Annotated in this window: 16 protein-coding genes and 1 tRNA gene; 14 read left to right on the top strand and 3 right to left on the bottom strand. The window is 67.4% G+C overall.

Annotated elements, in window-relative coordinates; all coding sequences use genetic code 11:
* Positions 1-46 precede the first annotated feature (46 nt).
* The 12 genes from fdnG (at position 47) to HB681_RS23260 (ending at position 13,502) form a co-directional block, all read left to right on the top strand.
* Positions 47-3,118, top strand: a complete 3,072-nt coding sequence (gene fdnG / locus HB681_RS23315; protein ID WP_213957246.1) for a formate dehydrogenase-N subunit alpha — start codon at positions 47-49, stop codon at positions 3,116-3,118.
* Positions 3,119-3,132: 14 nt separating this feature from the next.
* Positions 3,133-4,074: a formate dehydrogenase subunit beta gene (gene fdxH / locus HB681_RS23310; RefSeq protein ID WP_213957245.1), complete on the top strand. Its 942-nt coding sequence runs from the start codon at positions 3,133-3,135 to the stop codon at positions 4,072-4,074.
* Between the two features lie 11 nt (positions 4,075-4,085).
* Complete coding sequence (locus HB681_RS23305; RefSeq protein ID WP_213957244.1) at positions 4,086-4,736, top strand: formate dehydrogenase subunit gamma; 651 nt, start codon at positions 4,086-4,088, stop codon at positions 4,734-4,736.
* The gene (gene fdhE, locus HB681_RS23300) at positions 4,733-5,755 is read left to right on the top strand and encodes a formate dehydrogenase accessory protein FdhE (RefSeq protein ID WP_213957243.1); all 1,023 of its coding nucleotides are present in this window, start codon (positions 4,733-4,735) and stop codon (positions 5,753-5,755) included. The genes HB681_RS23305 and fdhE overlap by 4 nt, the downstream gene beginning before the upstream one ends.
* Positions 5,755-7,203 carry an L-seryl-tRNA(Sec) selenium transferase gene (selA, locus tag HB681_RS23295; protein ID WP_213957242.1) on the top strand — a complete coding sequence of 483 codons (1,449 nt, stop codon included), beginning with the start codon at positions 5,755-5,757 and terminating at the stop codon, positions 7,201-7,203. The genes fdhE and selA overlap by 1 nt, the downstream gene beginning before the upstream one ends.
* A gap of 31 nt (positions 7,204-7,234) precedes the next feature.
* Positions 7,235-8,350: an acyl-CoA dehydrogenase family protein gene (locus tag HB681_RS23290; RefSeq protein WP_213957241.1), complete on the top strand. Its 1,116-nt coding sequence runs from the start codon at positions 7,235-7,237 to the stop codon at positions 8,348-8,350.
* An 11-nt stretch (positions 8,351-8,361) separates the two neighbouring features.
* On the top strand, positions 8,362-9,222 hold the full coding sequence (locus HB681_RS23285) for a PhnD/SsuA/transferrin family substrate-binding protein (protein WP_213957240.1): 861 nt from the start codon (positions 8,362-8,364) through the stop codon (positions 9,220-9,222).
* Complete coding sequence (locus tag HB681_RS23280; protein ID WP_213957239.1) at positions 9,188-10,405, top strand: ferritin-like domain-containing protein; 1,218 nt, start codon at positions 9,188-9,190, stop codon at positions 10,403-10,405. Before HB681_RS23285 ends, HB681_RS23280 begins: the two co-directional genes overlap by 35 nt.
* A gap of 2 nt (positions 10,406-10,407) precedes the next feature.
* Positions 10,408-12,372, top strand: a complete 1,965-nt coding sequence (selB, locus tag HB681_RS23275) for a selenocysteine-specific translation elongation factor (RefSeq protein WP_213957238.1) — start codon at positions 10,408-10,410, stop codon at positions 12,370-12,372.
* A gap of 43 nt (positions 12,373-12,415) precedes the next feature.
* Positions 12,416-12,511: transfer RNA gene (locus tag HB681_RS23270), tRNA-Sec, on the top strand.
* A 179-nt stretch (positions 12,512-12,690) separates the two neighbouring features.
* Positions 12,691-13,110 carry a glycine cleavage system protein H gene (locus HB681_RS23265; protein WP_256735071.1) on the top strand — a complete coding sequence of 140 codons (420 nt, stop codon included), beginning with the start codon at positions 12,691-12,693 and terminating at the stop codon, positions 13,108-13,110.
* Positions 13,107-13,502, top strand: coding sequence for a DsrE family protein (locus HB681_RS23260; RefSeq protein ID WP_213957236.1), 396 nt, complete (start codon positions 13,107-13,109; stop codon positions 13,500-13,502). Before HB681_RS23265 ends, HB681_RS23260 begins: the two co-directional genes overlap by 4 nt.
* Positions 13,503-13,593: 91 nt before the next feature.
* Here HB681_RS23260 and HB681_RS23255 read toward each other — a convergent pair whose 3' ends face one another.
* The 3 genes from HB681_RS23255 to HB681_RS23245 are packed head-to-tail and all read right to left on the bottom strand — an operon-like array spanning position 13,594 to position 19,848.
* Positions 13,594-15,033 carry an efflux transporter outer membrane subunit gene (locus HB681_RS23255; RefSeq protein ID WP_256735070.1) on the bottom strand — a complete coding sequence of 480 codons (1,440 nt, stop codon included), beginning with the start codon at positions 15,031-15,033 and terminating at the stop codon, positions 13,594-13,596.
* On the bottom strand, positions 15,020-18,202 hold the full coding sequence (locus HB681_RS23250; protein WP_213957235.1) for a multidrug efflux RND transporter permease subunit: 3,183 nt from the start codon (positions 18,200-18,202) through the stop codon (positions 15,020-15,022). Before HB681_RS23250 ends, HB681_RS23255 begins: the two co-directional genes overlap by 14 nt.
* The gene (locus HB681_RS23245) at positions 18,199-19,848 is read right to left on the bottom strand and encodes an efflux RND transporter periplasmic adaptor subunit (protein WP_256735069.1); all 1,650 of its coding nucleotides are present in this window, start codon (positions 19,846-19,848) and stop codon (positions 18,199-18,201) included. The genes HB681_RS23250 and HB681_RS23245 overlap by 4 nt, the downstream gene beginning before the upstream one ends.
* A gap of 240 nt (positions 19,849-20,088) precedes the next feature.
* Here HB681_RS23245 and HB681_RS23240 point away from each other — a divergent pair, with 240 nt between their 5' ends.
* Together HB681_RS23240 and HB681_RS23235 are read left to right on the top strand one after the other, a co-directional pair.
* Positions 20,089-20,808, top strand: coding sequence for a hypothetical protein (locus HB681_RS23240; RefSeq protein WP_213957234.1), 720 nt, complete (start codon positions 20,089-20,091; stop codon positions 20,806-20,808).
* Between the two features lie 189 nt (positions 20,809-20,997).
* Positions 20,998-22,200, top strand: a complete 1,203-nt coding sequence (locus HB681_RS23235) for a M20 aminoacylase family protein (RefSeq protein ID WP_213957233.1) — start codon at positions 20,998-21,000, stop codon at positions 22,198-22,200.
* Positions 22,201-22,212: the final 12 nt, after the last annotated feature.

The following is a 22,212-nucleotide window of genomic DNA, read 5'->3' as shown; positions in this document are numbered from 1 at the left end:
TGAGGATCGATTTCAGCGCGGCCGCGTTGCCGCTGGAGGGTCATCGATGGACATGAATCGACGGCAGTTCTTTCGCGTGAGCGGCGCGGGGCTTGCAGCCTCGAGCCTGGTCGCGCTGGGCTTCTCGCCCACGCAGGCCTTGGCCGAGACGCGCAACTTCAAGCTCGCGCGCACCACGGAAACGCGCAACACCTGCCCGTACTGCTCGGTCGGTTGCGGCATCATCATGTACAGCCTTGGCGACAAGGCGAAGAACGTGATCGGCAGCATCATCCACATCGAGGGCGACCCCGACCATCCGGTCAACCGCGGCACGCTGTGCCCGAAGGGTGCCGGCCTGCTCGACTTCGTGCACAGCCCCAGCCGGCTGAAGTACCCGGAAGTCCGCGAGCCCGGCACCAACGAATGGAAGCGCATCTCGTGGGACGAGGCCATGTCGCGCATCGCCAAGCTACTCAAAGCCGACCGCGATGCCAACTTCATCGCCAAGAACGCCGACGGCCAGGTCGTCAATCGCTGGACATCCAGCGGCATGCTGGCCGCATCCGCGTCGTCCAACGAATCGGGCTACATCACGCACAAGGTGATGCGCTCGATGGGCATGCTCGTATTCGACAACCAGGCGCGTGTTTGACACGGCCCGACGGTGGCCGGTCTGGCCCCGACGTTTGGCCGCGGTGCGATGACCAACCATTGGGTGGACATCAAGAACGCGAACCTGGTCCTGATCATGGGCGGCAATGCCGCCGAGGCGCATCCGTGCGGCTTCAAGTGGGTGATCGAGGCCAAGCACAACAACAAGGCCAAGCTCGTCGTCGTCGATCCGCGCTTCACGCGGTCCGCGGCCATGAGCGACTACTACGCGCCGATCCGCGCGGGGAGCGACATCGCCTTCCTCGCCGGCGTGATCAATTACCTGCTCACCAATAACAAGATCCAGCAGGAGTACGTCAGGAGCTACACGAACGCGCCCTTCATCGTCGGCGAAGCCTATGGTTTCAACGATGGCCTGTTCACGGGCTACGACGAAGCCAAGCGCCGCTACGACAGCACGAGCTGGGGCTACGAACTCGACGAGCAGGGCTTCGCCAAGGTCGACCCGACGATGGAGCACCCGCGCTGCGTGCTCCAGATCATGAAGAAGCACTTCGGGCGCTACACACCAGAGCTGGTGACCCGCATCACCGGCACGCCGAAGGACAAGTTCCTGAAGGTCTGCGAGATGATCGCCTCGACCGCGGTGCCCGACCGGGCCATGACGGTCATGTATGCCCTCGGCTGGACGCAGCACAGCCAGGGTTCGCAGATCATCCGCACCGGCGCCATCATGCAGTTGCTGCTCGGCAACATGGGCATTGCCGGCGGCGGCATGAACGCGCTGCGCGGCCACAGCAACATCCAGGGGCTGACCGACCTGGGCCTGCTGTCGAACTCGTTGCCTGGCTACATGTCGCTGGCGCTCGACAAGGAACAGGACCTCGACACCTACTACAAGACCCGCGCCCTGAAGCCGCTGCGTCCCAACCAGATGAGCTACTGGCAGAACTATCCGAAGTTCTTCGTCAGCCTGCAAAAGTCGTGGTGGGGCAAGGCCGCGACCGCCGAGAACGACTGGGCCTTCCACTACCTGCCCAAGATCGACAAGCTGTACGACGTGCTGCAAGCCTTCGAGTTGATGAACCAGGGCAAGCTCAACAACTACATCTGCCAGGGCTTCAACCCGGTGGGGTCGTTTCCCAACAAGAAGAAGATCATCGCGGGGCTGTCGAAGCTCAAGTGCCTGGTCACCATCGATCCGCTGAACACCGAGACCTCGGAGTTCTGGAAGAATTTCGGCGATCACAACGACGTGAAGACGGCCGAGATCCAGACCACGGTCTTCCGCCTGCCGTGCACCTGCTTTGCGGAAGAAGATGGCTCGGCCACCAATTCGAGCCGCTGGCTCCAGTGGCACTGGAAGGGCGCGAGCCCGCCCGGCGAGGCACGCGGTGATCCGGAGATCATGGCGGACCTCTTCCACCGGATGAAGGCCGCCTACGAGAAGGACGGCGGGGCTTTCCCGGACCCGATCGTCAACCTGACGTGGCCCTACAAGATCCCACACAGCCCCTCGCCCGAGGAACTGGCGATGGAATACAACGGCAAGGCGCTCACCGACGTGCTCGACCCCGCCGACAAGACCAAGGTGCTGGCGAAGGCCGGCGAGCAGCTGTCGGGTTTCGGCCTGTTGCGCGACGATGGCTCGACCGCCTCCGGCTGCTGGATCTTCGCGGGCGCATGGACGCAGGCGGGCAACCAGATGGCGCGGCGGGACAACGCCGACCCGTGGGGCCTCGGCCAGACGCTGGGCTGGGCCTGGGCCTGGCCGGCCAACCGGCGCATCCTCTACAACGCTGCCTCCAGCGCGCCTGATGGCAAGCCCTGGGATGCCACCCGGCGCCTGGTGCAATGGGACGGCAAGGCCTGGAGTGGATCCGACGTACCGGACATCGGCACCAACGCGAACCCGGGCGATCCGGACCGCGTGCAGCCGTTCATCATGACGGCCGAAGGCGTCTCGCGCCTGTTCGCGCCCACCGGCATGGCCGAAGGCCCGCTGCCGGTTCACTATGAACCCTTCGAGTCGCCGATGGCCACGAACCTGATGCACCCGGAGAACATGAAGGCGCGGTCCAATCCCGCCGCGCGTGTCTTCAAGGGCGACCTGGAGGCCTTCGGCACGGCCAAGGACTTCCCGTACGTGGCCACCAGCTACCGGTTGACGGAGCACTTCCATTACTGGACCAAGCACGTCCGCACCTCCGCCATCATCCAGCCGCAGCAGTTCGTGGAGATCGGCGAGGAGCTGGCCAAGGCCAAGGGCATCGCCAACGGCGAAACCGTCAAGGTTTCTTCCAACCGCGGCTACATCAAGGCCGTGGCACTGGTGACCAAGCGCATCCCGCAACTGGACTGCGATGGCCACAAGGTCGACACGGTGGGCCTGCCCAACCACTGGGGATTCGTCGGACTGGCCAAACCCGGCTACCTGGTGAACACGCTGACGCCCTTCGTCGGCGACGCGAACACGCAGACGCCCGAGTTCAAGTCCTTCCTCGTGAACATCGAGAAGGCCTGAGGGAGAAAAGAAAAATGTCATCCCTGCAATCACTGGACATCGCCGCCCGCTCGGCCACCACCACGCAACCGCCGCACGCGCGCAACACGGCGGAAGTCGCCAAGCTGATCGACGTCAGCAGCTGCATCGGCTGCAAGGCGTGCCAGGTGGCCTGCATGCAATGGAACGACCTGCGCGACACCATCGGCAACAACGTCGGCGTCTATGACAACCCGGCCGACCTGTCGCCGGAGTCGTGGACGGTCATGCGCTACTCCGAGGTGGAGATGAAAGTCTCCGGCACCGAGGAGACGCGGCTCGAATGGCTGATCCGCAAGGACGGCTGCATGCACTGCGAAGACCCCGGCTGCCTCAAGGCGTGCCCGGCGCCCGGCGCCATCGTCAAGTACACCAACGGCATCGTCGACTTCATCAGCGAGAACTGCATCGGCTGCGGCAACTGCGTCACGGGTTGCCCCTTCGACGTGCCGCGCATCAGCAAGAAGGACGACCGGGCCTACAAGTGCTCGCTGTGCTCCGACCGCGTCACGGTCGGGCTGGAGCCGGCCTGCGTGAAGGCCTGCCCGACGGGCGCGATCCACTTCGGCACCAAGAGCGACATGCTCGACTATGGCGGCGAGCGGGTGGCGGACCTGAAGGAGCGCGGCTATGCGCAGGCGGCCGTCTACAACCCCTCGGGCGTGGGCGGCACGCATGTGATGTACGTGCTCCAGCATGGCGACAAGCCCGAGCTGTACCACGGCCTGCCGAACAACCCGACGATCAGCCCGCTGGTCTCGTTGTGGAAGGGCGCCGTGAAGCCGCTGGCACTGGCCGCGATGGTCGGCGCGGCGGTGGTCAGCTTCTTCCACTACAACAAGGTCGGCCCGCTGGAAGTGGAGGAAGACGAGCCGGACGATGCCCTGGCCAATGCCGTCATCGACGAGGCACCGGCCCGCAACAAGACCGATGTCTGAGGAGTGCCGACATGAAGCACATTATCCGGCGCTACACCGACCTCACCCGCGCCAACCACTGGTTCGTGGCGGGGTTCTTCATCTGCGCCGGGCTGTCGGGCCTGGCCATCTTCCATCCGGCGTTGTTCTTCTTCAGCAACCTGTTCGGCGGCGGTCAGTGGACGCGCATCCTGCATCCCTTCTTCGGGCTGCTGATGGTGGTCGGCTTCGCCTTGCTGTTCATCCAGTTCTGGCACGAGAACCTCTGGAAGCCCATCGATACGCAATGGGTGAAGAAGGCACCTGAGCTGATCATCAAGGGCGACGAGGACGCGATGCCGCCGGTCGGCAAGTACAACGCCGGCCAGAAGGGCGTGTTCTGGCTCTTCACCATTTGCCTGCTGCTGTTGCTCGTCACCGGCTTCATGTTCTGGCGCCCGTGGTTCGTCGACTACTTCCCCATCACCTTGCGTCGCATCGCCGTGTTGGTGCATTCGCTCTCGGCGATCGCGCTGATCCTCGGCGTGATCACGCATGTGTACGCGGCGATCTGGGTCAAGGGCTCGGTCCACGCCATGATGCGCGGCACCGTCACCTACAACTGGGCGCGCAAGCACCACCTGCTCTGGTACCGCGAAATTGTCGCGGAGGAATCGGCGGCCGAGCGCAGAATGAAGGGATGAGCTTGACCCAGGCTGCACCCCTCCTGACGCCCGAGGAGATCGCCGTTCGCGCGGGCGGACAGCAGCAGGTTCCTTTCCTGGTCCTGCCCCAGCGTGCCAGCGTCTTTGCCGAGAGGGAAATCCGCTTGCGGCAACTGGCGGCCGGCCACCCCATGCGCGACTTCCTCATCTTCATGGCCGAGGTCGTGCATGCGCAGCACCGTGCGTTACAGGACTGCCCCGCCGTGGAGGTGCCGGACGACGCGGCGCTGGAATCGGCCGCGCGCGTCGGGATGCCTGCCGTGCCGGCCACCGACTGGCCGCGCGATCCGGCATGGCGGGCGGTCTTCCGGTCGCTGCTCGACAGCCTGGTGCCGCGCCTGGCCGGCAGTCCGGCGCTGGCGACGGTCCAGGCCCTGCGCGAGGTCGACGACGAATGGCTCGACGCCCAGGCCGACTTGTTGCTGCACAACCTCATGCTGGGCCTGGAGCTTGGCCCCGCCCCCCTCATCGGCGCGGCCTTGCAGGTGTACTGGACGCACCTGGTGTTGTCCACGCAGGCCGCGGGCGAGAAGAGCCGGCTTGCGCCCTTCGGCCGAACCGACGACGCGACGGCCTGCCCCTGCTGCGGCAGCCATCCGACCGCCAGCGTCTCGCGCGTCAATGCGACGGCCGGCAACTACCGCTACCTGCATTGCTCGCTGTGCTCGACGCAATGGCACATGGTGCGCATCAAGTGCAGCCATTGCGAGGGCACCAAGGGTATCCAGTACCAATCGCTGGAGCCCGTCGGCGCCGCAACCGCGGAGGGCAACAGGGCCGTCAAGCACCCGGTCGAGGCCGAGACCTGCGATGAATGCGGCCACTACCTGAAGATCGTGCACATGGAGCGCGACGCGCAGGTCGAACCGGTGGCCGACGACCTGGCCAGCGTGACCCTCGACCTGCTGGTGTCCGAAGCGGGCTTCCAGCGCCACGGCGTCAACCTGATGCTGCTGTTCGGCGAGCCCGACATTCCCGACGACGGCGGAGGCGGCTGATGGCTGCGACCGACGAATCCGTGGTTCACGGTTCGAAGGCCAGGCCCCAGGATCTGCCTTCTGTGGACAAGCTGCTTCGGCTGGAAGCGGCGCGTGCGTTGCTCGATGAACATGGCCACACGCTGGTGGCCAACGAGGCGCGTGCCTTGCTGGACAGCTTGCGTGCGCGGGCCCTGGCAGGCAGCTTGAACAGGGCGCACATCGAAGCGAATGCGTTGGCGGATGCGCTGGCGTCGCGCGTGCAGGCTCGCCTCGCGCCGCGCATGCGCCCGGTGCTGAACCTGACCGGCACTGTCATTCACACCAACCTCGGTCGCGCGGTGCTGGCCGACGCGGCGCTCCAGCGCCTGCTCACGGTGATGGCCGCGCCCAACAACCTCGAATACGACCTGGCATCGGGTGGTCGTGGCGACCGCGATTCGCTCGTCGAAGACTTGCTGTGCACCATCACCGGCGCGCAGGCCGCCACTGTCGTCAACAACAATGCGGCGGCCGTGCTGCTCAGCATTGCCGCGTTGGCGCGCGAGCGCGAAGTCATCATCTCGCGCGGCGAACTCGTCGAGATCGGCGGTGCCTTCCGCATGCCGGACGTGATGGCGAGCGCGGGTGCGCGCATGGTCGAGGTCGGCACCACCAACCGTACCCATCCGCAGGACTACGAGCGCGCCATCAACGCCAACACCGCGCTGCTGATGAAAGTCCACACCAGCAACTACGCGGTGCAGGGATTCACCGCGGCGGTCGACGAAGCCACGCTCGCGGGTATCGCGCACGCCCGCGGGGTGCCGCTGGCCACGGACCTCGGCAGCGGCTCGCTGGTCGACCTGGCGCACTACGGCCTGCCGCGCGAGCCGCTGCCCCAGGAGATGCTCGCGGCCGGTTGCGACGTCGTCACCTTTTCCGGCGACAAGCTGCTCGGCGGCCCGCAGGCGGGACTCATCGTCGGCAGCAAGGAGGCCGTGGGGCGCATCCGCAAGTTCCCGATGAAGCGTGCCCTGCGCATGAGCAAGCTGCCCTTGGCCGCGCTCGAGGCGACGCTGATGCTCTATCTGCGGCCTGAGCGGCTCGCCAAAGATTTGCCCACGCTGCGCATGCTCACGCGGCCCGCGGAGGCGATCCGTTCGACGGCGCAGGCGTTGCAGCCCAGGGTTGCCGCCGCGGTAGCACCGCGGTTCACGGTCGAGGTCGTCGAGTTGATGGGCCAGATCGGCTCGGGCTCCTTGCCTGTGGCGCGGCTGCCGTCGGCCGGCCTCGCGCTGACACCAGCCGGCACCGCAAAAAAAGGCATCGGCACCGCGCTCGATGCCATCGCCACGGCGCTGCGCGCCTTGCCCTTGCCCGTGATCGGCCGGGTCGCCGAAGACCGGCTGCTGCTCGACCTGCGCTGCCTGGAAGACAGCGCCGCCTTCGAGAAGCAGTTGCCCCTTCTGCGAGAACTGCTGGCCTAGCGCCCAAGATTTTTCCACCAGAAGAACCACCATGGACCACCTCTCCGCACTCGCCCCCATCCTTGCCGAAACACTGGCGCCGCTGGCCTTGCGCACCGATCGGGAGGGACGCTTTCCGCGAGAGGTGATCCAGGCGCTGGGCGAGCGAGGCTTGCTCGGCTTGACGTCGGCGACCGCTGTTGGCGGAATGGGGCTTGGCATGAAGGAAGCCGCGCAGGTCGTGTCGCGCATCGCGCAAGACTGCCCCTCCACCGCCATGGTGCTCTGCATGCACTATTGCGCCACCGCGGTGATCGAACAGTTCGGCGAGGAGACTGTGCGAAAGGCCATCGCGCAGGGCCAGCACCTGAGCACGCTGGCCTTCTCCGAAGCGGATTCGCGCAGCCACTTCTGGGCACCGACCGGCACCGCGCGCGCAGACGCAGAGCAGATCTTGCTCGACGCGCGCAAGAGCTGGGTGACCTCGGCCTTCGAGGCGGACAGCTACGTCTGGTCGAGCAAGCCGCTCGCGGCCGAGGGCGCAAGCACGCTCTGGTACGTGGATGCCAAAGCCGATGGCCTGTCGCAGCCCGGCAGCTTCGACGGCCTCGGCCTGCGCGGCAATGCCTCGACACCGATCACGGCGCAGGGCGTGCGCATCGCGGCGGCCGATCGACTGGGCGAAGACGGCAAGGGCTTCGACGTCATGATGGGCGTGGTGCTGCCGTGGTTCTCCGTGCTGAGCGCGGCCTGCTCGGTGGGCCTCATGGATGGCGCGCTGTCGCGGGCCGTGTCCCACGTCAGCCAGACGAAACACCTGCACCTCGGCTCGTCGCTGGCAGACCTTCCGACCATCCGCGCCTACCTGGCCCGCGCGCGCATCAAGACCGACATGGCGCAGGCCCTTCTGGACGACACCGTCGCGGCGATCGGCACCGGTCGCGCCGACACCATGCTGCGCGTGCTTGAAGTCAAGGCCGCCGCCGGCGAAACCGCATTGGAAGTCACCGACATCGCGATGCGCGTGTGCGGTGGCGCCGCCTTCCGCAAGGAGGTCGGCATCGAGCGGCTGTTCCGCGACGCACGCGCCGCGAGCGTGATGGCGCCGACCTCCGACGTGCTCTACGACTTCATCGGCAAGGCCATCACCGGCCTGCCATTGTTCTGAGGGAGCCGGCGATGTCCGAACCGACGCTGATCATGGGTGCGGTGGCCTATGCCCCGAAGGTCGTCACCATCTGGGAAGGCTTCAAGGCCTTCTTTGCGCAGAACGGCCTGGCCTTCGACTACGTGCTGTATTCGAACTACGAACGCCAGGTCGAAGCGCAGTTCGACGGCACGATCCACCTCGCATGGAATTCGCCGCTGGCCTGGGTGCGCGCGGACCGCATGGCGCGCAGCCGCGGGCAGGCCGTGCAGGCGGTGGCCATGCGCGACACCGACTGCGACCTGCGCTCGGTCATCGTCGTTCGTGCCGACAGCGAGCTGCGCACGCTGGCGGACCTGCGCGGCAAGACGGTGGGCCTTGGAGCCGTCGATTCACCGCAGGCCACGCTGATCCCGCTGGACCATCTGCGTGGCAATGGCCTGGTGAAGGAGCGCGACTTCACGGCGCGCTATTTCGATGTGCTCGGCGGCAAGCATGGCGACCATATCGGCGGCGAACGCGATGCCGCACTGGCGCTGATGGCGAGCGAGATCCAGGCGTGTTGCCTGATCGATGGCAACCACCTGGCCTTCGGTTTAGACGGCACCTTGCCGGCCGGCAGCACGCGCGTCATCGCCACCACGCAGCCCTTCGACCACTGCAACTTCACCACCAGTCCGGATGCACCGGCTGCCCTGGTCGAGCGCTTCCTGTCGCTGCTGATGGCCATGCGCTGGGACGATCCGCAAGTCCGGCCCTTGCTCGAACTGGAAGGCCTTCGGGAGTGGCGGGTCGGCCGCACCAATGGCTACGCGCTGCTGGAGCGCGCCATCGACGACGAACACTTCTACAGCCCCGATGGACGCATCACCGCCGCCGACTATCGATATTGAGTCGCTCGGACTGGACCAGGGCGCCCTGCTGCTGATCCGCCGCGCGCTCGCCGAAGTGCCGGCGGGCGGGCAGTTGCGCGTGTGCGGACATGCGCCCGCGTGGGAGATGCATCTGGCGGCATGGTGTCGTCAGCAGGGGCACGCGATGCGCCTCGACGATGGGGCTGCGGGCCGCGTCGAGGCGTGGGTGACGAACGGGGGGCAGGTCGAAGGCCGCTGGCGCGGCGCGTTGTCGACCGGGCACGCGGCGTCGGACGCGCCCGGCATGCCTGCGGAAGAAGCGTCGCCGGCATGGGGCCTGGCGGCGCGCGGCGCCGTGGTCGAGGCGGGCAGTACGCCATTCCACTTCGGCCTGCGTCGCCGTGACGAGATCTGGGCGGCCACTGCGGGCGAGCTTTACCGCCAGGGCGCCGCGGCGCAGTGGGACCCCGAAACGGCCATCGACTGGCATGCGGATTTCGAGCTGCCTGCGGCGATCGAGGCGGCGGTCGTGCAGGTCATGACCTACCTGATCGAGAACGAGAACGCGGCGTTGCTCGTGCCGGCGCGGCACCTCGGACAGATCCATCCACACTACCGCGAGGTGCTGCAATTGCTCGCGTTGCAGTGCGCCGACGAGGCACGGCATGTCGAGGTGTTCACCCGCCGCGCGACGCTGCGCGGCCACGAGCCTGCGCTGTCGACGGCCGGTGGACAGGCATCGTTGCGCACCCTGTTCGACGCACCCGACTTCTCCGTGTCCACCTTTCTTCTGGCGGTGCTCGGCGAAGGCAGCTTCGTGAACCTGCTGAACTTCCTGCACGAGCATGCGCCTGATCCGGTGACGCGTCAGATCGCGCGCCTGACGGCCCGTGACGAGGCGCGTCACGTCGCCTTTGGCATGGCGCATCTGGAGCACCGGCTTGCGGCACAGCCCGACTTTCAGCCGCGACTGCGCAACGCGGTGGAATCCCGCTACGACATGCTGGCGAGCACGGCGGGACTGAACGAAGAAGTCTTCGATGCATTGGTGCTGCTGGCGGCGGGCGAGCTGGCGCCGGGCGCCATCGCGCGCGGTCACCAAGCGGTGCAGGGGCTCAAGCGCGACATGGCGGCCGGCCGCCGTGCACGCCTCGCCCGGCTGGGCTTCTCGCGCGCCGAAGCCGAGCGCCTCGCCGACCTGCACACACGGAACTTCATGTAGCCATGATCGTCGGAACCGCAGGCCACATCGACCACGGCAAGACCACGCTGGTGCACGCGCTCACCGGCGTGGACACCGACCGGCTGCCGGAAGAAAAGAAGCGCGGCATTTCCATCGAGCTGGGCTATGCGTTCCTCGACGTGCCCGGCAGCCCGCAGGACGAGCGCATCGGATTCATCGATGTCCCCGGGCACGAGCGGCTGGTGCACACCATGCTCGCGGGTGCGACCGGCATCGACTTCGCACTGCTGCTGGTGGCGGCCGACGACGGCGTGATGCCGCAAACGCGCGAGCACTTGGCGGTGCTGTCGCTGCTCGGACTCGCGCGTGGGGCGGTGGCGATCACAAAAGTGGATCGGGCGGATGCGCAGCGGGTGGACCAGGTGCGTGCCGAGGTCAGCGCGTTGCTGTCGGGCTCGCCGCTCTCGGGAGCGCCGGTCATCGCGGTGTCTGCGCACAGCGGCGAAGGTGTCGAGGCGCTGCGCGCGTTGCTGTTCGAGGCGGCCCGCGCCATGCCTCTTCGGTTGCAGGACGCATCGTCGTTTCGCCTGGCCATCGACCGTGCGTTCACGCTCGATGGCGTCGGCACGGTCGTCACCGGCACGGTGCATGCCGGCCAGTTGGCGGTAGGCGATGAAGTGGTGTTGACGCCCGGCGCGACGCAGGGGCACGCGCGCGTTCGCAGCCTGCACGCACAGAACCGCACAGTCACGCGCGCGCATGCCGGGCAGCGTTGCGCGGTGGCGCTGGCGGGCGTCGGCAAGGACCAGGTGGCGCGGGGCCAGTGGCTGGTTGTGCAGGGCTGCGCATCGGCCACGGACCGCATCGATGCCTCGCTCACGCTGTGGCACGACGAGGCGAAGGCCTTGCGATCCGGCACGCCAGTGCATGTGCACATCGGTTCGGTCGATGTGCTGGGCACCGTGGCGGTCTTGCAGGTAGAGGGCGACGAGAGCGACGGCGCCGCGTCATCCATGGCGCCGGGTTCGTCGGCGCTGGTCCAGTTGGTACTGCGCCAGCCCATCGGCGCGTGGCATGGCGACCGCGTGGTGCTGCGTGACAACGCCGCCAGCCGCACGCTCGCGGGCGGTCGGGTGCTCGATCCTTTTGCGCCGGCGCGCTATCGCCGCACGCCGCAACGCATGGCTGAATTGCATGCGTGGTCACAACCGGATGCGACGTCGCGCCTCGCTGCACTCATCGGTGCCGCGCCCTTCGGCGTGTCGCTCAGGCGCTGGGCGCTGGCGGAGGGGACGCCGGCCAATGAGCTGCCGGCACTGCCGCACGGGGCGCTGCACGTCGTCGATGCGGCGCACGGCGACTGGACGCTTGGCGAGGCGTTTGCGCGCGCTGCGCAGGAAGCGGTGTTGGGGGCACTGGCAACGTTCCATGCGCGCGAGCCGAACGCGCTGGGCGCCGACGCCGGACGCTTGCGCCGGCTCGCGGCACCCCGCCTGGCTGAACCTCTGTGGCGCGCGCTGCTGGCGTCGCTGCGCGCTGACGGCAAGCTGGTGTTGCGCGGGACTTTCGTGCATCTGCCGGAGCATGGACTGCGCCTGTCTGCAACGGACGAGCGGCTGGCGCAAAAGATCAAGCCATTGATGTCCATCACTGCCTTCGAAGGCTGCTGGGTGCGCGACCTCGCCGCCGACACGCACGAGAGCGAGGCGCTGATGCGCACCACGCTCGCGCGACTCGCACAGCGAGGCGAACTGCACCAGGTCATGAAGGACCTCTACTACTCGCAGGACTGCGTGGTGCGCATGGCGGAGATACTGCGATCGGTGGCCGCGGGAACGCCCGGCGAGGTGACCGCCGCCCGGTTCCGTGACGCGACCGGGCTGGGCCGCAAGCGCGCCATCCAGGTGCTGGAATATTTCGATCGCGTGGGACTGCTGCGACGGGTGGGTGACGTGCACCGGCTGCGCAGCGACACGCAACTGTTCCTCGGGCAGGTGGCGGCATGAGGGCACGCGCACAGCCTTGCGGCAAGCATGATTTGTGGATCATGGAGGGGGAACGTCCCTGGTGGGACGGCCGGGCTTCAAACCCGGTGGGTGGCGCCATGCGTCGCTGCGAAAGTTCGACTCTTTCCCCCCTCCGCCAAAGGCATTGCCTCGCAAAGGCATTGTCTCGCCTACTGCGCGGCCGGATCTTGCACCTGCGATGCTCGCCGTACGCATGTACGGCTGCGCTTCTCGGCGCAACCTCCGGTCGCTCGCTACGGCGATACAACGCCTTTGTCTCCTGCACTTTTTGAGGGGGGTTGAATGCCGGACTTGTCATTGCGATTTCCATCGGACCTGCTGTACCTTGTCGAGCATGACGTCTGGGCGCGCATGCACGACGACGGGACGGCGACCGTCGGCATCACGGCGCTGGGGATCAAGCTGTCGGGGGAGATCTACATGTGCCGCGCCAAGCCCGTTGGCTCGGAGATCGCGCAGGGGCGCGCGGTCGCGGTGGTGGAACTGGCGAAGGCGATCGTGTCGGTGAAGAGCGCGGTGACGGGGACGGTAGTGGAAGTCAATCCGCGGCTGGAGGAAACGCCGGAGCTGGTGCATCGTGATCCCTACGGCGAGGGATGGCTGGCGCGGCTGGCGTTGCGTGACTTCGAGGCCGACCGGCCGCAACTGGTGCAGGGCGACGAGGTGGCCGAGGTGATGGCACAGCATGCGGTTCAAGCAATGAAGGATCTGGAATGAATGCCGCTGCCGACAGTACGGCTGCGGGCATCGCGATCCTCCTGTGGGCGAGCGAGCCCGAGGCGCCGCATCGCCTCGCCACGCCCTTCTTCCACGCGGCCGCCGCGGCGGCGCTGGACATGCCGGTGGAGATCTACTTCACCGCACGCAGCGTGCTGCTGTTGCAGCCGGGCGTGGCCGCGTCGCTGCGGCCTTCGGGCCATCCCAAGACCGTGTACGACGCGATGCAGGAAGCCGCCAGTCACGGCGCGGTGTTCTTCGCCTGCTCCGATGCGTTGCAGGCGCATGGACTGTCAGCCGCGACGCTGGTGCCGGAATGCACGCGGCGCGGCGGCGCGGTGCAGTTCATGGCGCGTGCAAGCGACCTGCGCTGGCGCACGCTGGTTTTTTAGCGTTCATCCATGCGCGGGCGCCCGTCTCGCATGGCGTCACACGCGCCGTCGAAGCGCCGGCAGCCGGAAGCCACCAACCGACTCCAGCCAACTACCGCTGCGGCTGCGGCGCCTCCTTCACCGCGATGTCGACCCAGCCGCCGCCCAGCGCCTTGTAGAGCGCAATGCTCTGCAGCAGCACCTCGCCTTCCGACTGCGCCAGCTGGATGCGCGCGGTGAAGAGGTTGCGCTCGGCATCGGTCACCTCCAGGTAGCTGGTATAGCCGCCTTCGTAGCGCCTCCACGCGAGGCGCAGGTAGCGGTCGAGCGAACTCACCGCCAGCTTCTGGGCGTCGAGCGCCTTGCGGCTGGTGACGATGCCGGAGAGAGCGTTCTCCGTTTCGCCGAACGCCGTCTGCACGCTCTTGCGGTATTGCGCAAGCGCCTCCCGCTGCGCCGCCTCGGCGCTGCGCACCTGGCCCGCGATGGCACCCGCGGTGAAGATCGGCACGCTGATATCCGCGCCATAGGTCCACACGCGCGCCGCGCCACCCCAGAGGTCCGACAGCGAACGGCTCGACTGCCCGAACGCCCCGGTCAGCGAGATGCTCGGGAAATACGCCGCCTTCGCCGCGCCGATACGCGCATTGGCCGCGACCAGCGCCTGTTCGGCCTGCAGGATGTCGGGCCGGCGGTCCAGCAAGTCCGATGGCAGGCCGGCTGGCACCGCCGGCGCCGTCAGCGCGCTGAGGGGGCCGCCGCGCGCGATCGGGCCGGGATTGCGCCCGAGCAGCAGGCACAACGCGTTCTCCAGTTCCGCGATGGATTGCTCCAGCAGCGGGATGTTGCGCAGCGCCGTGGCGTAGTCCGAACGCGCCTGGCTCACCTCGACCTCGGACACCACGCCGCCCTTGAATCGCTTCTCGAACAGCGTCAGCGCATCCTGGCGGATGCGCAGCGTTTCACGCGTCACTTCCAGCTCCCGGTCCAGGTCGAGCAGGCGCACGTAGCCTGTGACCACGGCGGCCACGAGCGACAGCACCGTGCCGCGGCGGAAGGCTTCGCTGCCCTGCAGGTCGGCGGCGGCCGCCTCGCTGAGCCGGCGCGTGCGGCCGAACAGGTCGATCTCCCAGCTGGCCAGCAGCGTCGCCTGCACGGCGTTGTAGGGGTTGGTCGCGGGAGCGGGCGAGATGGTCTGTTCGCTGGCACGCGTGCGGCTGCCCGCGGCGTCGGCGCCGAGTTGCGGAAAGAGCGGTGCGCGAGTGGTGCCGAGCACGCCGTAGTAGCGGTCGAAACGCGCGGCGGCGGCCACCAGGTCGTCGTTGCTGCGCAGGCCCTCGTCGACCAGCGCATCCAGCTTCGGGTCGCCGAACTGCCGCCACCAGGCCGTGTCGCTGGCGTTCGCGACGGCGTTGGCCTGCGTTGCGGCACCCCGGAATTGCGCCGGCACCTCGATGGCCGGGCGCTGGTAGTCCGGGCCCAGCATGCAGCCCGCGAGCAGGGCGGCCATCGCGGCCGCGAGTGCCGGCGCGCAACGTTCAATGCGGCGCATCGGGCACGTCCTCGGCGCCGAGCGCTGGTTCCACCTCCTGCGGCGGCGTCTTCTTCTTCGCGAATCGTTCGGCCAGCGTCTCGAAGCCCCAGAAGAACATCGGGATGAAGAAGATCGCGATCAGCGTCGCGCCCAGCATGCCGCCGATCACGCCGGTGCCCAGCGACCGCCGGCTCGCGGACGAGGCGCCGCTGGCGATCGCCAGCGGAATGCAGCCGAGGATGAAGGCGAGCGAGGTCATGATGATCGGCCGCAGCCGCAGCCGGGCGGCGCTCAGCGCGGACTCGTAGGGCGACTTGCCTTTCGCGCGCTCCTCGATCGCGAACTCGAAGATCAGGATCGCGTTCTTCGCGGCCAGCGCGATCAGCACCGTCAGCCCGATCTGGAAGTACACGTCGTTCTGGATGCCGCGCATCCAGATGGCCGCGATGGCGCCGAACAGCGCGAAGGGCACGGCCAGCAGCACGCCGATCGGCAGCGTCCACTTCTCGTACTGCGCCGCCAGGATCAGGAACACCATCACCAGCGCGAAGCCGAACACCAGCCCCGCGGTCGAGCCCGCCTTGCGCTCCTCGTACGACTGCCCCGACCACGCATACGAGAAGCCTGCGGGCAGCACCTCGCGCGCCAGTTCCTCCATCGCGTCGAGGGCCTGTCCCGAGCTGTAGCCGACGGCCGCATCGCCGGTGATCTTGGCCGCGGTGAAGTTGTTGAAGCGCGTGACGATGTCGCCACCCGCCACGTAGCGCGTGGTGGCCAGCGCCTTCAGCGGCACCATCTTGCCGTCGCGGTTGCGCACGTACATGTTCTGCAGGTCGTCGGGCTTGGTGCGGTAGTCGGGCTCGGCCTGCAGGATCACCTGGAACAGCCGGCTGTTCTTCGGGAACTGGCTCACGTAGAGCGAGCCGAACAGCGTCTGCAGCGTGGTGTAGACGGCCTCGACCGGCACGCCCAGGCTCTCCGCCTTGTCGCGGTCGACGTCGACCATCAGCTGGCGGGACCGCGTGTTGATGGTCGAGGTGACGCCGCGCAGCTCGGGCCGCTCGCGCGACTTGGCGATGAGCTCGCGCGTCACCTGCTCCACGCGCTGCAGCGTGGCATCGCCCTCGCTCTGCACCCAGAATTCGAAGCCGCCCGTGGTGCCGAGGCCGGGGATCGACGGCGGGTTCACCGGGATCATCACCGCGTCCTGGTACGACGCGAATTCCTTGCCGGCCTCGTGGATCAGCGCGTCGGCCTTGTCGCCCGGCGCCTGCCGTTCCGCGAAGCCCTTGAGCGAGACGAACAGCACGCCGGCGTTCGACTTGAGTTGCGAATCGATGAGGCTGAAGCCCGGCACGGAGGCCACCGACTTCACCGCCGGCTGCTTGCTGAACCAGGCTTGGGCGCGATCGGTCGCGAGCTCGGTGCGGTCGAGGCTGGCGGCGTCCGGCATGATTGCCGCGGTGAAGATGTAGCCCTGGTCTTCCACCGGCAGGAAGGACGATGGCACCTTCCTGAACAAGCCCATCATGATCGCGACCATCCCGACGATCAGGATCGCCGCGATGCCCACCCGCTTGATCGCCAGCTGCACACTGCGGCCGTAGCCGTCGGTCAGCCGATCGAACTTCTTGTTGAACCAGCCGAAGAAGCCCTTCTTCTCGCCATGCGCCTGCGGCTTCAGCAGGATCGCCGCCAGGGCCGGCGACAGCGTCAATGCCACCAGCCCCGACAGCACCACCGACACCGCGATGGTGATCGCGAACTGCTTGTAGAGCTGCCCGGTGATGCCAGAGAGAAAAGCTACCGGGATGAACACGGCGCACAGCACCAGCACGATCGCGACCACCGGCCCGCTGACCTCGTCCATCGCGTGCTTGGCCGCCTCCTTGGGCGGCAGCCCGAACTCGGCCATGTTGCGCTCGACGTTCTCCACCACCACGATCGCGTCGTCGACCACGATGCCGATCGCCAGCACCATGCCGAACAGCGTCAGCATGTTGATCGAGAAGCCCATCGCCGTCATGCCGATGAAGGCACCCAGGATCGACACCGGCACCGCGAGGATCGGCACCAGCGTCGCGCGAAAGCTCTGCAGGAAGAGGAACACGACCAGCACCACCAGCACCAGCGCCTCGACGAAGGTGTGCACCACCTCCTTGATCGACTCCTGCACGAACTCGGTGGTGTCCAGCGCGATGTCGTAGTCGAGTCCCGGCGGGAAGCTCTTCTTCATCTCGGCCAGCAGCACCTTCACGTCCTTCGCCACCTGCAGCGCATTGGCCCCGGGCTGCTGGTAGATCGCGATCAGCGTGGCGGTCTTGCCGTTGTACTTGGAGCGGATCGAATAGTCCTTGGCGCCGAGTTCGGCGCGGCCGATGTCCTTGACCCGCACGATCGCGCCATTGCTGTCGCGCGACGCGCGCAGGATGATGTTCTCGAACTCCGAGGGCTCGGTCATGCGCCCCGAGGTCGCGACCGGGATCGTCTGCTGCACCGGCCCGGCCGTGGGCGATGCGCCGAGGCGGCCGGCGGCGTACTGCTGGTTCTGCGCCGCCACGGCCTGCTGCACGTCGGTGGCGGTGAGGCCGAGCGAGGCCATGCGGTCGGGCTTGAGCCACAGCCGCATCGCGTAGTCCGGCGAACCGAAGATCGAGCTCTGGTTGGCGCCCGGCACGCGCTTGATCGCGTCGAGCACGCTGATGTTGGCGTAGTTCGCGATGAAGGTCGGATCGTTGCTGTTGTCCGGCGAATAGATCGCCACGATCATCATGAAGGCCTGCGACTTCTTCGCTACCGACACGCCCTGCGAACTCACCGCGGATGGCAGCGTCGGCAGCGCGAGGTTCACGCGGTTCTGCACGTCCACCTGCGCCAGCGAGGGGTCGGTGCCGATCTCGAAGTACACCGACAGCGTCATGTTGCCAGTCGAACTCGAAGTGGAGTTCATGTACATCATGTGGTCCGCGCCGTTGACCTGCTGCTCGATCGGCGCGGCGATGTTCTGCGACACCACCTCCGAACTCGCACCGGGGTAGGTCGCGGTGACGGAGATCTGCGGCGGCGTGATGTCAGGGAACTGGGCGATCGGCAGGTTCAGCATCGCCACCGCGCCGGCCAGCACCAGCACGATCGAGATGACGGAGGCGAAGATGGGGCGGTCGATGAAGAAGTGCGAGAACTTCATCGCGCCCCCGCCACCACGACGTCGACGCGACGCGCGAGTGCGGGTGACTGGCCCCCGACGATGTCGGTCGGCGCTTGCATGTCGATGCGTTCGCGCGGCACGCCGGCGGCGACCAGCGCATCGCGCACCGCCTGCGCGCGCGCCTTGGCCAGTTGCGCGTTGGCTTGTGGGTTGCCACTCGCGTCGACGAAGCCGTGCAGCGCGACACGCGCATCGGGCTTGGCCTTCAGCGTGGCCGCAACGCCGAGCAGGTGCGCGCGGCCGGTGGCATCGAGCGTGGTCCGTGCCGGGTCGAAGTAGACGGCCTCGGTGCCGGGCGCCGTTGCAGGACCCGGGGCGGTGGCGGCTGGTGCGGCAGGCGCCGGAGCGGTGCCGGCACCTGCCGCACCACCTGATACCGCAGCTCCGGTGGTATCTCCGGCACCCGCAGGCGCCGCGCCCGATCTCCCCGTTGCCGCCGTGCCAGGCGACGCGGCGACAGCGGCAACGGGCAAGGGCTCGGCCGCGACTTCCTTCACGCGCACCGGCGCGCCGGGTGCGAGCCGCATGAACCCATCGACCACCACGCGGTCGCCATCCTTCAGCCCTCGGCTCACCAGCCACTGGTCGCCCAGCCAGTCGCCGGCCGTGACCGGCTGCTGCAGGACCTTGTTCTCCGCGTCCACCGTCCAGACGAAGGCGCCGCGCGGGCCCTGCTGCACGGCGCGCTGCGGCACCACGATCGCATTGGGACGCTGGAGGCCGTGGACCCTGACGCGCACGAACTGGCCCGGCCGCAGCACGCCCTCGCGGTTGGGCACTTCGGCGCGCAGCAGGAAGGTGCCCGTGTCCTGGCTGAACGCGGCATCGAAGAAGGTGATGCGCCCTTGCGCCGGGTAGCTGGTCCCGTCGGCCATCAGCAGTTCCACCGCATAGTCGTTGCGCGGCGTCCGCAGCAGCTTGCCGCTGGCCACTTCGTCGTGCATGCGCAGCGATTCGTTCTCCGACAAGCTGAAATTGACGCGCATCGGGTCCAGCTTCGCCACATAGGTCAGCAGGCTGTTCTGTCCGTTGACATAGGCGCCGTCCTGCACCTTCGCGAAGGACGAGAGTCCGTCGAGGGGCGAAGTGATCGTGGCATAGCCGACGTTCAGGGACGCATCCGTGACCTTGGCCCTGGCGGCCTCCACCGCCGCGGCGGCGGCCTGCTCGCTGCCGGTGGCATCGTCCAGGTCCTTCGCCGCCAGCGCGTTGTCGGCGACCAACGGCTTCACGCGCCGGAGGTTGGCGCGCGCCGTGGAGAGCCGCGCCTGCTGCTGCGCCAGTTCGGCCTGCGCGGCCTTCAGGTCCGAATTGAAGGGCTTCGGGTCGATCTGGAACAGCACCTGCCCGGCCTTCACGAAGCTGCCTTCGGTGTACACGCGCTTTTCCAGGAAGCCGTCGACCCGCGCGCGGATCTCGACCTGCTGCGAGCTTTCGGTCTGGCCGACGAAGTCGTAGGTGATCGGGACCAGCTGCGCCTTGACCGTCTGCACCGAGACTTCCGTCGGTGCTGGCGCCGGCTTCTCGGCCTCTTTCTTCGAGCATGCCGCCAGCAGCGCGCAGGCGATCAGCGCACCGGCCTGCAGTGTGCGCAGTGAATTGCCGGTACTTGCCATGGCAGGCATCAGAGGCGGTCCCTCATCGCAGCACTCTCCAGACGTTCAGGTCGCTCGGCGTCCCGCTGCCGGGAGGCAAAGACGGATTCTTGCCTGCCTCGCGGGCTGCATCAATTGCCCTCCCATGCGCTTCCGATTGCCCCGAAGGGCAGAAATTTGCCGCGCCTGGATCGATAGACGGCGTTGCCTTGGCGAGCGTCAGGCGGCAAATTGGCCAATGGCAAGCAGCTGTCCAGATCGGAGGCATCGATGAGAAACGTTGGCGGCGAGGAAAAGATCGGCGGCGCAACGCGCATGGATGGGCAGCGAGGCGAAGCAGCGGACTCTCGCGAAGCCGAAGTCACGCTGAATGTGGCGGGCCCCGGCGTAGCCGCGTCGATCGTCCGGCTGACCAATGCGATCAGCATTCGCCTGGAAGACGACTTGAAGGCAAAGGCGACGTCGTCCAGTCACTCGGAGCTCGCCGCAGCGCGCAGGCAGCAGTACGAATTCATCTCGGCACAGATTTCGCGTGAGGATGGACTCGTCCATCAGCGCATGACCTGGGCGTTCCAGCTCAACGGCTCGCTGTTCGTCGCGCTCGCGCTCATCCAGGCATCTGCGGCAAGCGAAGCCGGGAACGCCGCCGTCATCGCGCCATGGCTGGTCGACTTTCTCCTTGCTGCGCTCCCGCTCGCGGGCCTGGGCATCACCGTGGCCGGGTGGCTCGGGGTGCGGGCAGCCAATCGTCAGCTCAGATATTTGCGCGGACAGTATGCGGAGGATGTCGATGACTTTGCGCGCGACAACAAGTGGCCCAAGCCTTTTGGAGATCGCCGGTCCTTCCTGGATGGCGCCGCCGCGATACAACTGTCGTTTGCGGCGCTGTGCTTCTTCTGGTTGTGGCTTGCCGCGCATCGGGCATGGCCCGCGGCCGTGGAAACGTATTCGCACCTCATTGTTCAAGGTCTGGCTCGCATCGCGAATTGAAGACGCAAGGCGAAAACCTGACGGGAAATGGCCAACGTGAAGGGCGCTGCGCCCGCACGTCATGCGGCCGGGCGCACGCGTCGCAGAAGCTTACAAAAGTCCTGATGGCTGTACATCGGTGAATCCACAGGCCTGAACGGGAACCCCGGGCGTCCGAGAATCACCCCGACCCAACCCGCTCTTGCACCCATGAACATCGTCGACTCCTTCGCCAACGTCGCCCGCTTCATCGACATCCGCCGCGACATCCACGCCCATCCCGAACTCGGCTTCGAGGAGCACCGCACCTCCGAGAAGGTCGCTTCACTGTTGACCGAATGGGGCATCGAAGTCCACCGCGGCATCGCCGGCACCGGCCTGGTCGGCGTGCTGCGCAAGGGCACGAGCAAACGCACCATCGGCCTGCGCGCCGACATGGATGCCCTGCCGCTGCACGAGGCCAACGAGTTTCCGCACAAGTCCACCCACGCCGGTCGCATGCATGCCTGCGGCCACGATGGCCACACGACGATGCTGCTGGCCGCTGCATGGCACCTGTCGCAGCAAGGCCCGGATGACTTCGACGGCACCGTCCATTTCATCTTCCAGCCTGCCGAGGAGATGGGCAAGGCCGGCGCGAAGAAGATGATCCAGGACGGCCTGTTCGAGCGCTTCCCCTGCGACGCGGTGTTCGCGCTGCACAACTTCCCGGTCGGCGAGGTGGGTCGTTTCGCGCTCAACGAGGGTGCGCTGATGGCGTCGAGCAACACGTACAAGGTCACGATGCGCGGCCGTGGCACGCATGCCTCGATGCCCCACACCGGCATCGACCCGGTGGCGGCGGTGGTCACGCTGGCGCAGCAGCTGCAGACCATCGTGCCGCGCACCATCGCCAGCACCGAGCGCGCCCTGCTCGCGGTCACGCAGTTGCAGGGCTCCGATGCACCCAACGTGATCCCCGACGTGGCCACGGTCGGCGGCACGGTGCGCACCTTCTCCATCGACGCGCTCGACAAGATCGAGGAGCGCCTGCGCACCGTGGCCAAAGGCGTGGCCGAGGCGCATGGCTGCACGGCAGAGGTGAGCTTCATCCGCGCCTCGCCGCCGGTGGTCAACCACAAGGACGAGGCGCGCTTCGCCGCCAGCGTGATGCGCGAGGTGGTCGGCGACGACATGGTCACCGACGACTGGCCCGCCGTGATGGGCGCCGAGGACTTCGCCCACATGCTGATGGTGCGGCCGGGCTGCTATGCCTTCCTCGGCAACGGCGATGGCGACCACCGCCTGGACGGCCACGGGCCCGGGCCTTGCATCATCCACAACACCTCGTTCGACTTCAACGACGAGATCATCCCGATCGGCGCCAGCTACTTCGTGAAACTGGCGCAGCGTTGGCTGCCGGTCGCCGCATGAATCCGTTCAACC

Origin of the sequence: Variovorax sp. dw_954 (assembly GCF_018449755.1) — a bacterium.
Taxonomy (GTDB): domain Bacteria; phylum Pseudomonadota; class Gammaproteobacteria; order Burkholderiales; family Burkholderiaceae_C; genus Variovorax.
This window is presented reverse-complemented; position numbering and strand designations above follow the sequence as displayed.

Bases quoted from the DNA above. Each gene is read 5' to 3' on its own strand.
- fdxH (WP_213957245.1), top strand. From the start codon at position 3,133: ATGTCATCCCTGCAATCACTGGACATCGCCGCCCGCTCGGCCACCACC.
- HB681_RS23305 (WP_213957244.1), top strand. From the start codon at position 4,086: ATGAAGCACATTATCCGGCGCTACACCGACCTCACCCGCGCCAACCAC.
- fdhE (WP_213957243.1), top strand. From the start codon at position 4,733: ATGAGCTTGACCCAGGCTGCACCCCTCCTGACGCCCGAGGAGATCGCC.
- selA (WP_213957242.1), top strand. From the start codon at position 5,755: ATGGCTGCGACCGACGAATCCGTGGTTCACGGTTCGAAGGCCAGGCCC.
- HB681_RS23290 (WP_213957241.1), top strand. From the start codon at position 7,235: ATGGACCACCTCTCCGCACTCGCCCCCATCCTTGCCGAAACACTGGCG.
- HB681_RS23285 (WP_213957240.1), top strand. From the start codon at position 8,362: ATGTCCGAACCGACGCTGATCATGGGTGCGGTGGCCTATGCCCCGAAG.
- HB681_RS23280 (WP_213957239.1), top strand. From the start codon at position 9,188: ATGGACGCATCACCGCCGCCGACTATCGATATTGAGTCGCTCGGACTG.
- selB (WP_213957238.1), top strand. From the start codon at position 10,408: ATGATCGTCGGAACCGCAGGCCACATCGACCACGGCAAGACCACGCTG.
- HB681_RS23260 (WP_213957236.1), top strand. From the start codon at position 13,107: ATGAATGCCGCTGCCGACAGTACGGCTGCGGGCATCGCGATCCTCCTG.
- HB681_RS23255 (WP_256735070.1), bottom strand. From the start codon at position 15,033: ATGCGCCGCATTGAACGTTGCGCGCCGGCACTCGCGGCCGCGATGGCC.
- HB681_RS23250 (WP_213957235.1), bottom strand. From the start codon at position 18,202: ATGAAGTTCTCGCACTTCTTCATCGACCGCCCCATCTTCGCCTCCGTC.
- HB681_RS23245 (WP_256735069.1), bottom strand. From the start codon at position 19,848: ATGCCTGCCATGGCAAGTACCGGCAATTCACTGCGCACACTGCAGGCC.
- HB681_RS23240 (WP_213957234.1), top strand. From the start codon at position 20,089: ATGAGAAACGTTGGCGGCGAGGAAAAGATCGGCGGCGCAACGCGCATG.
- HB681_RS23235 (WP_213957233.1), top strand. From the start codon at position 20,998: ATGAACATCGTCGACTCCTTCGCCAACGTCGCCCGCTTCATCGACATC.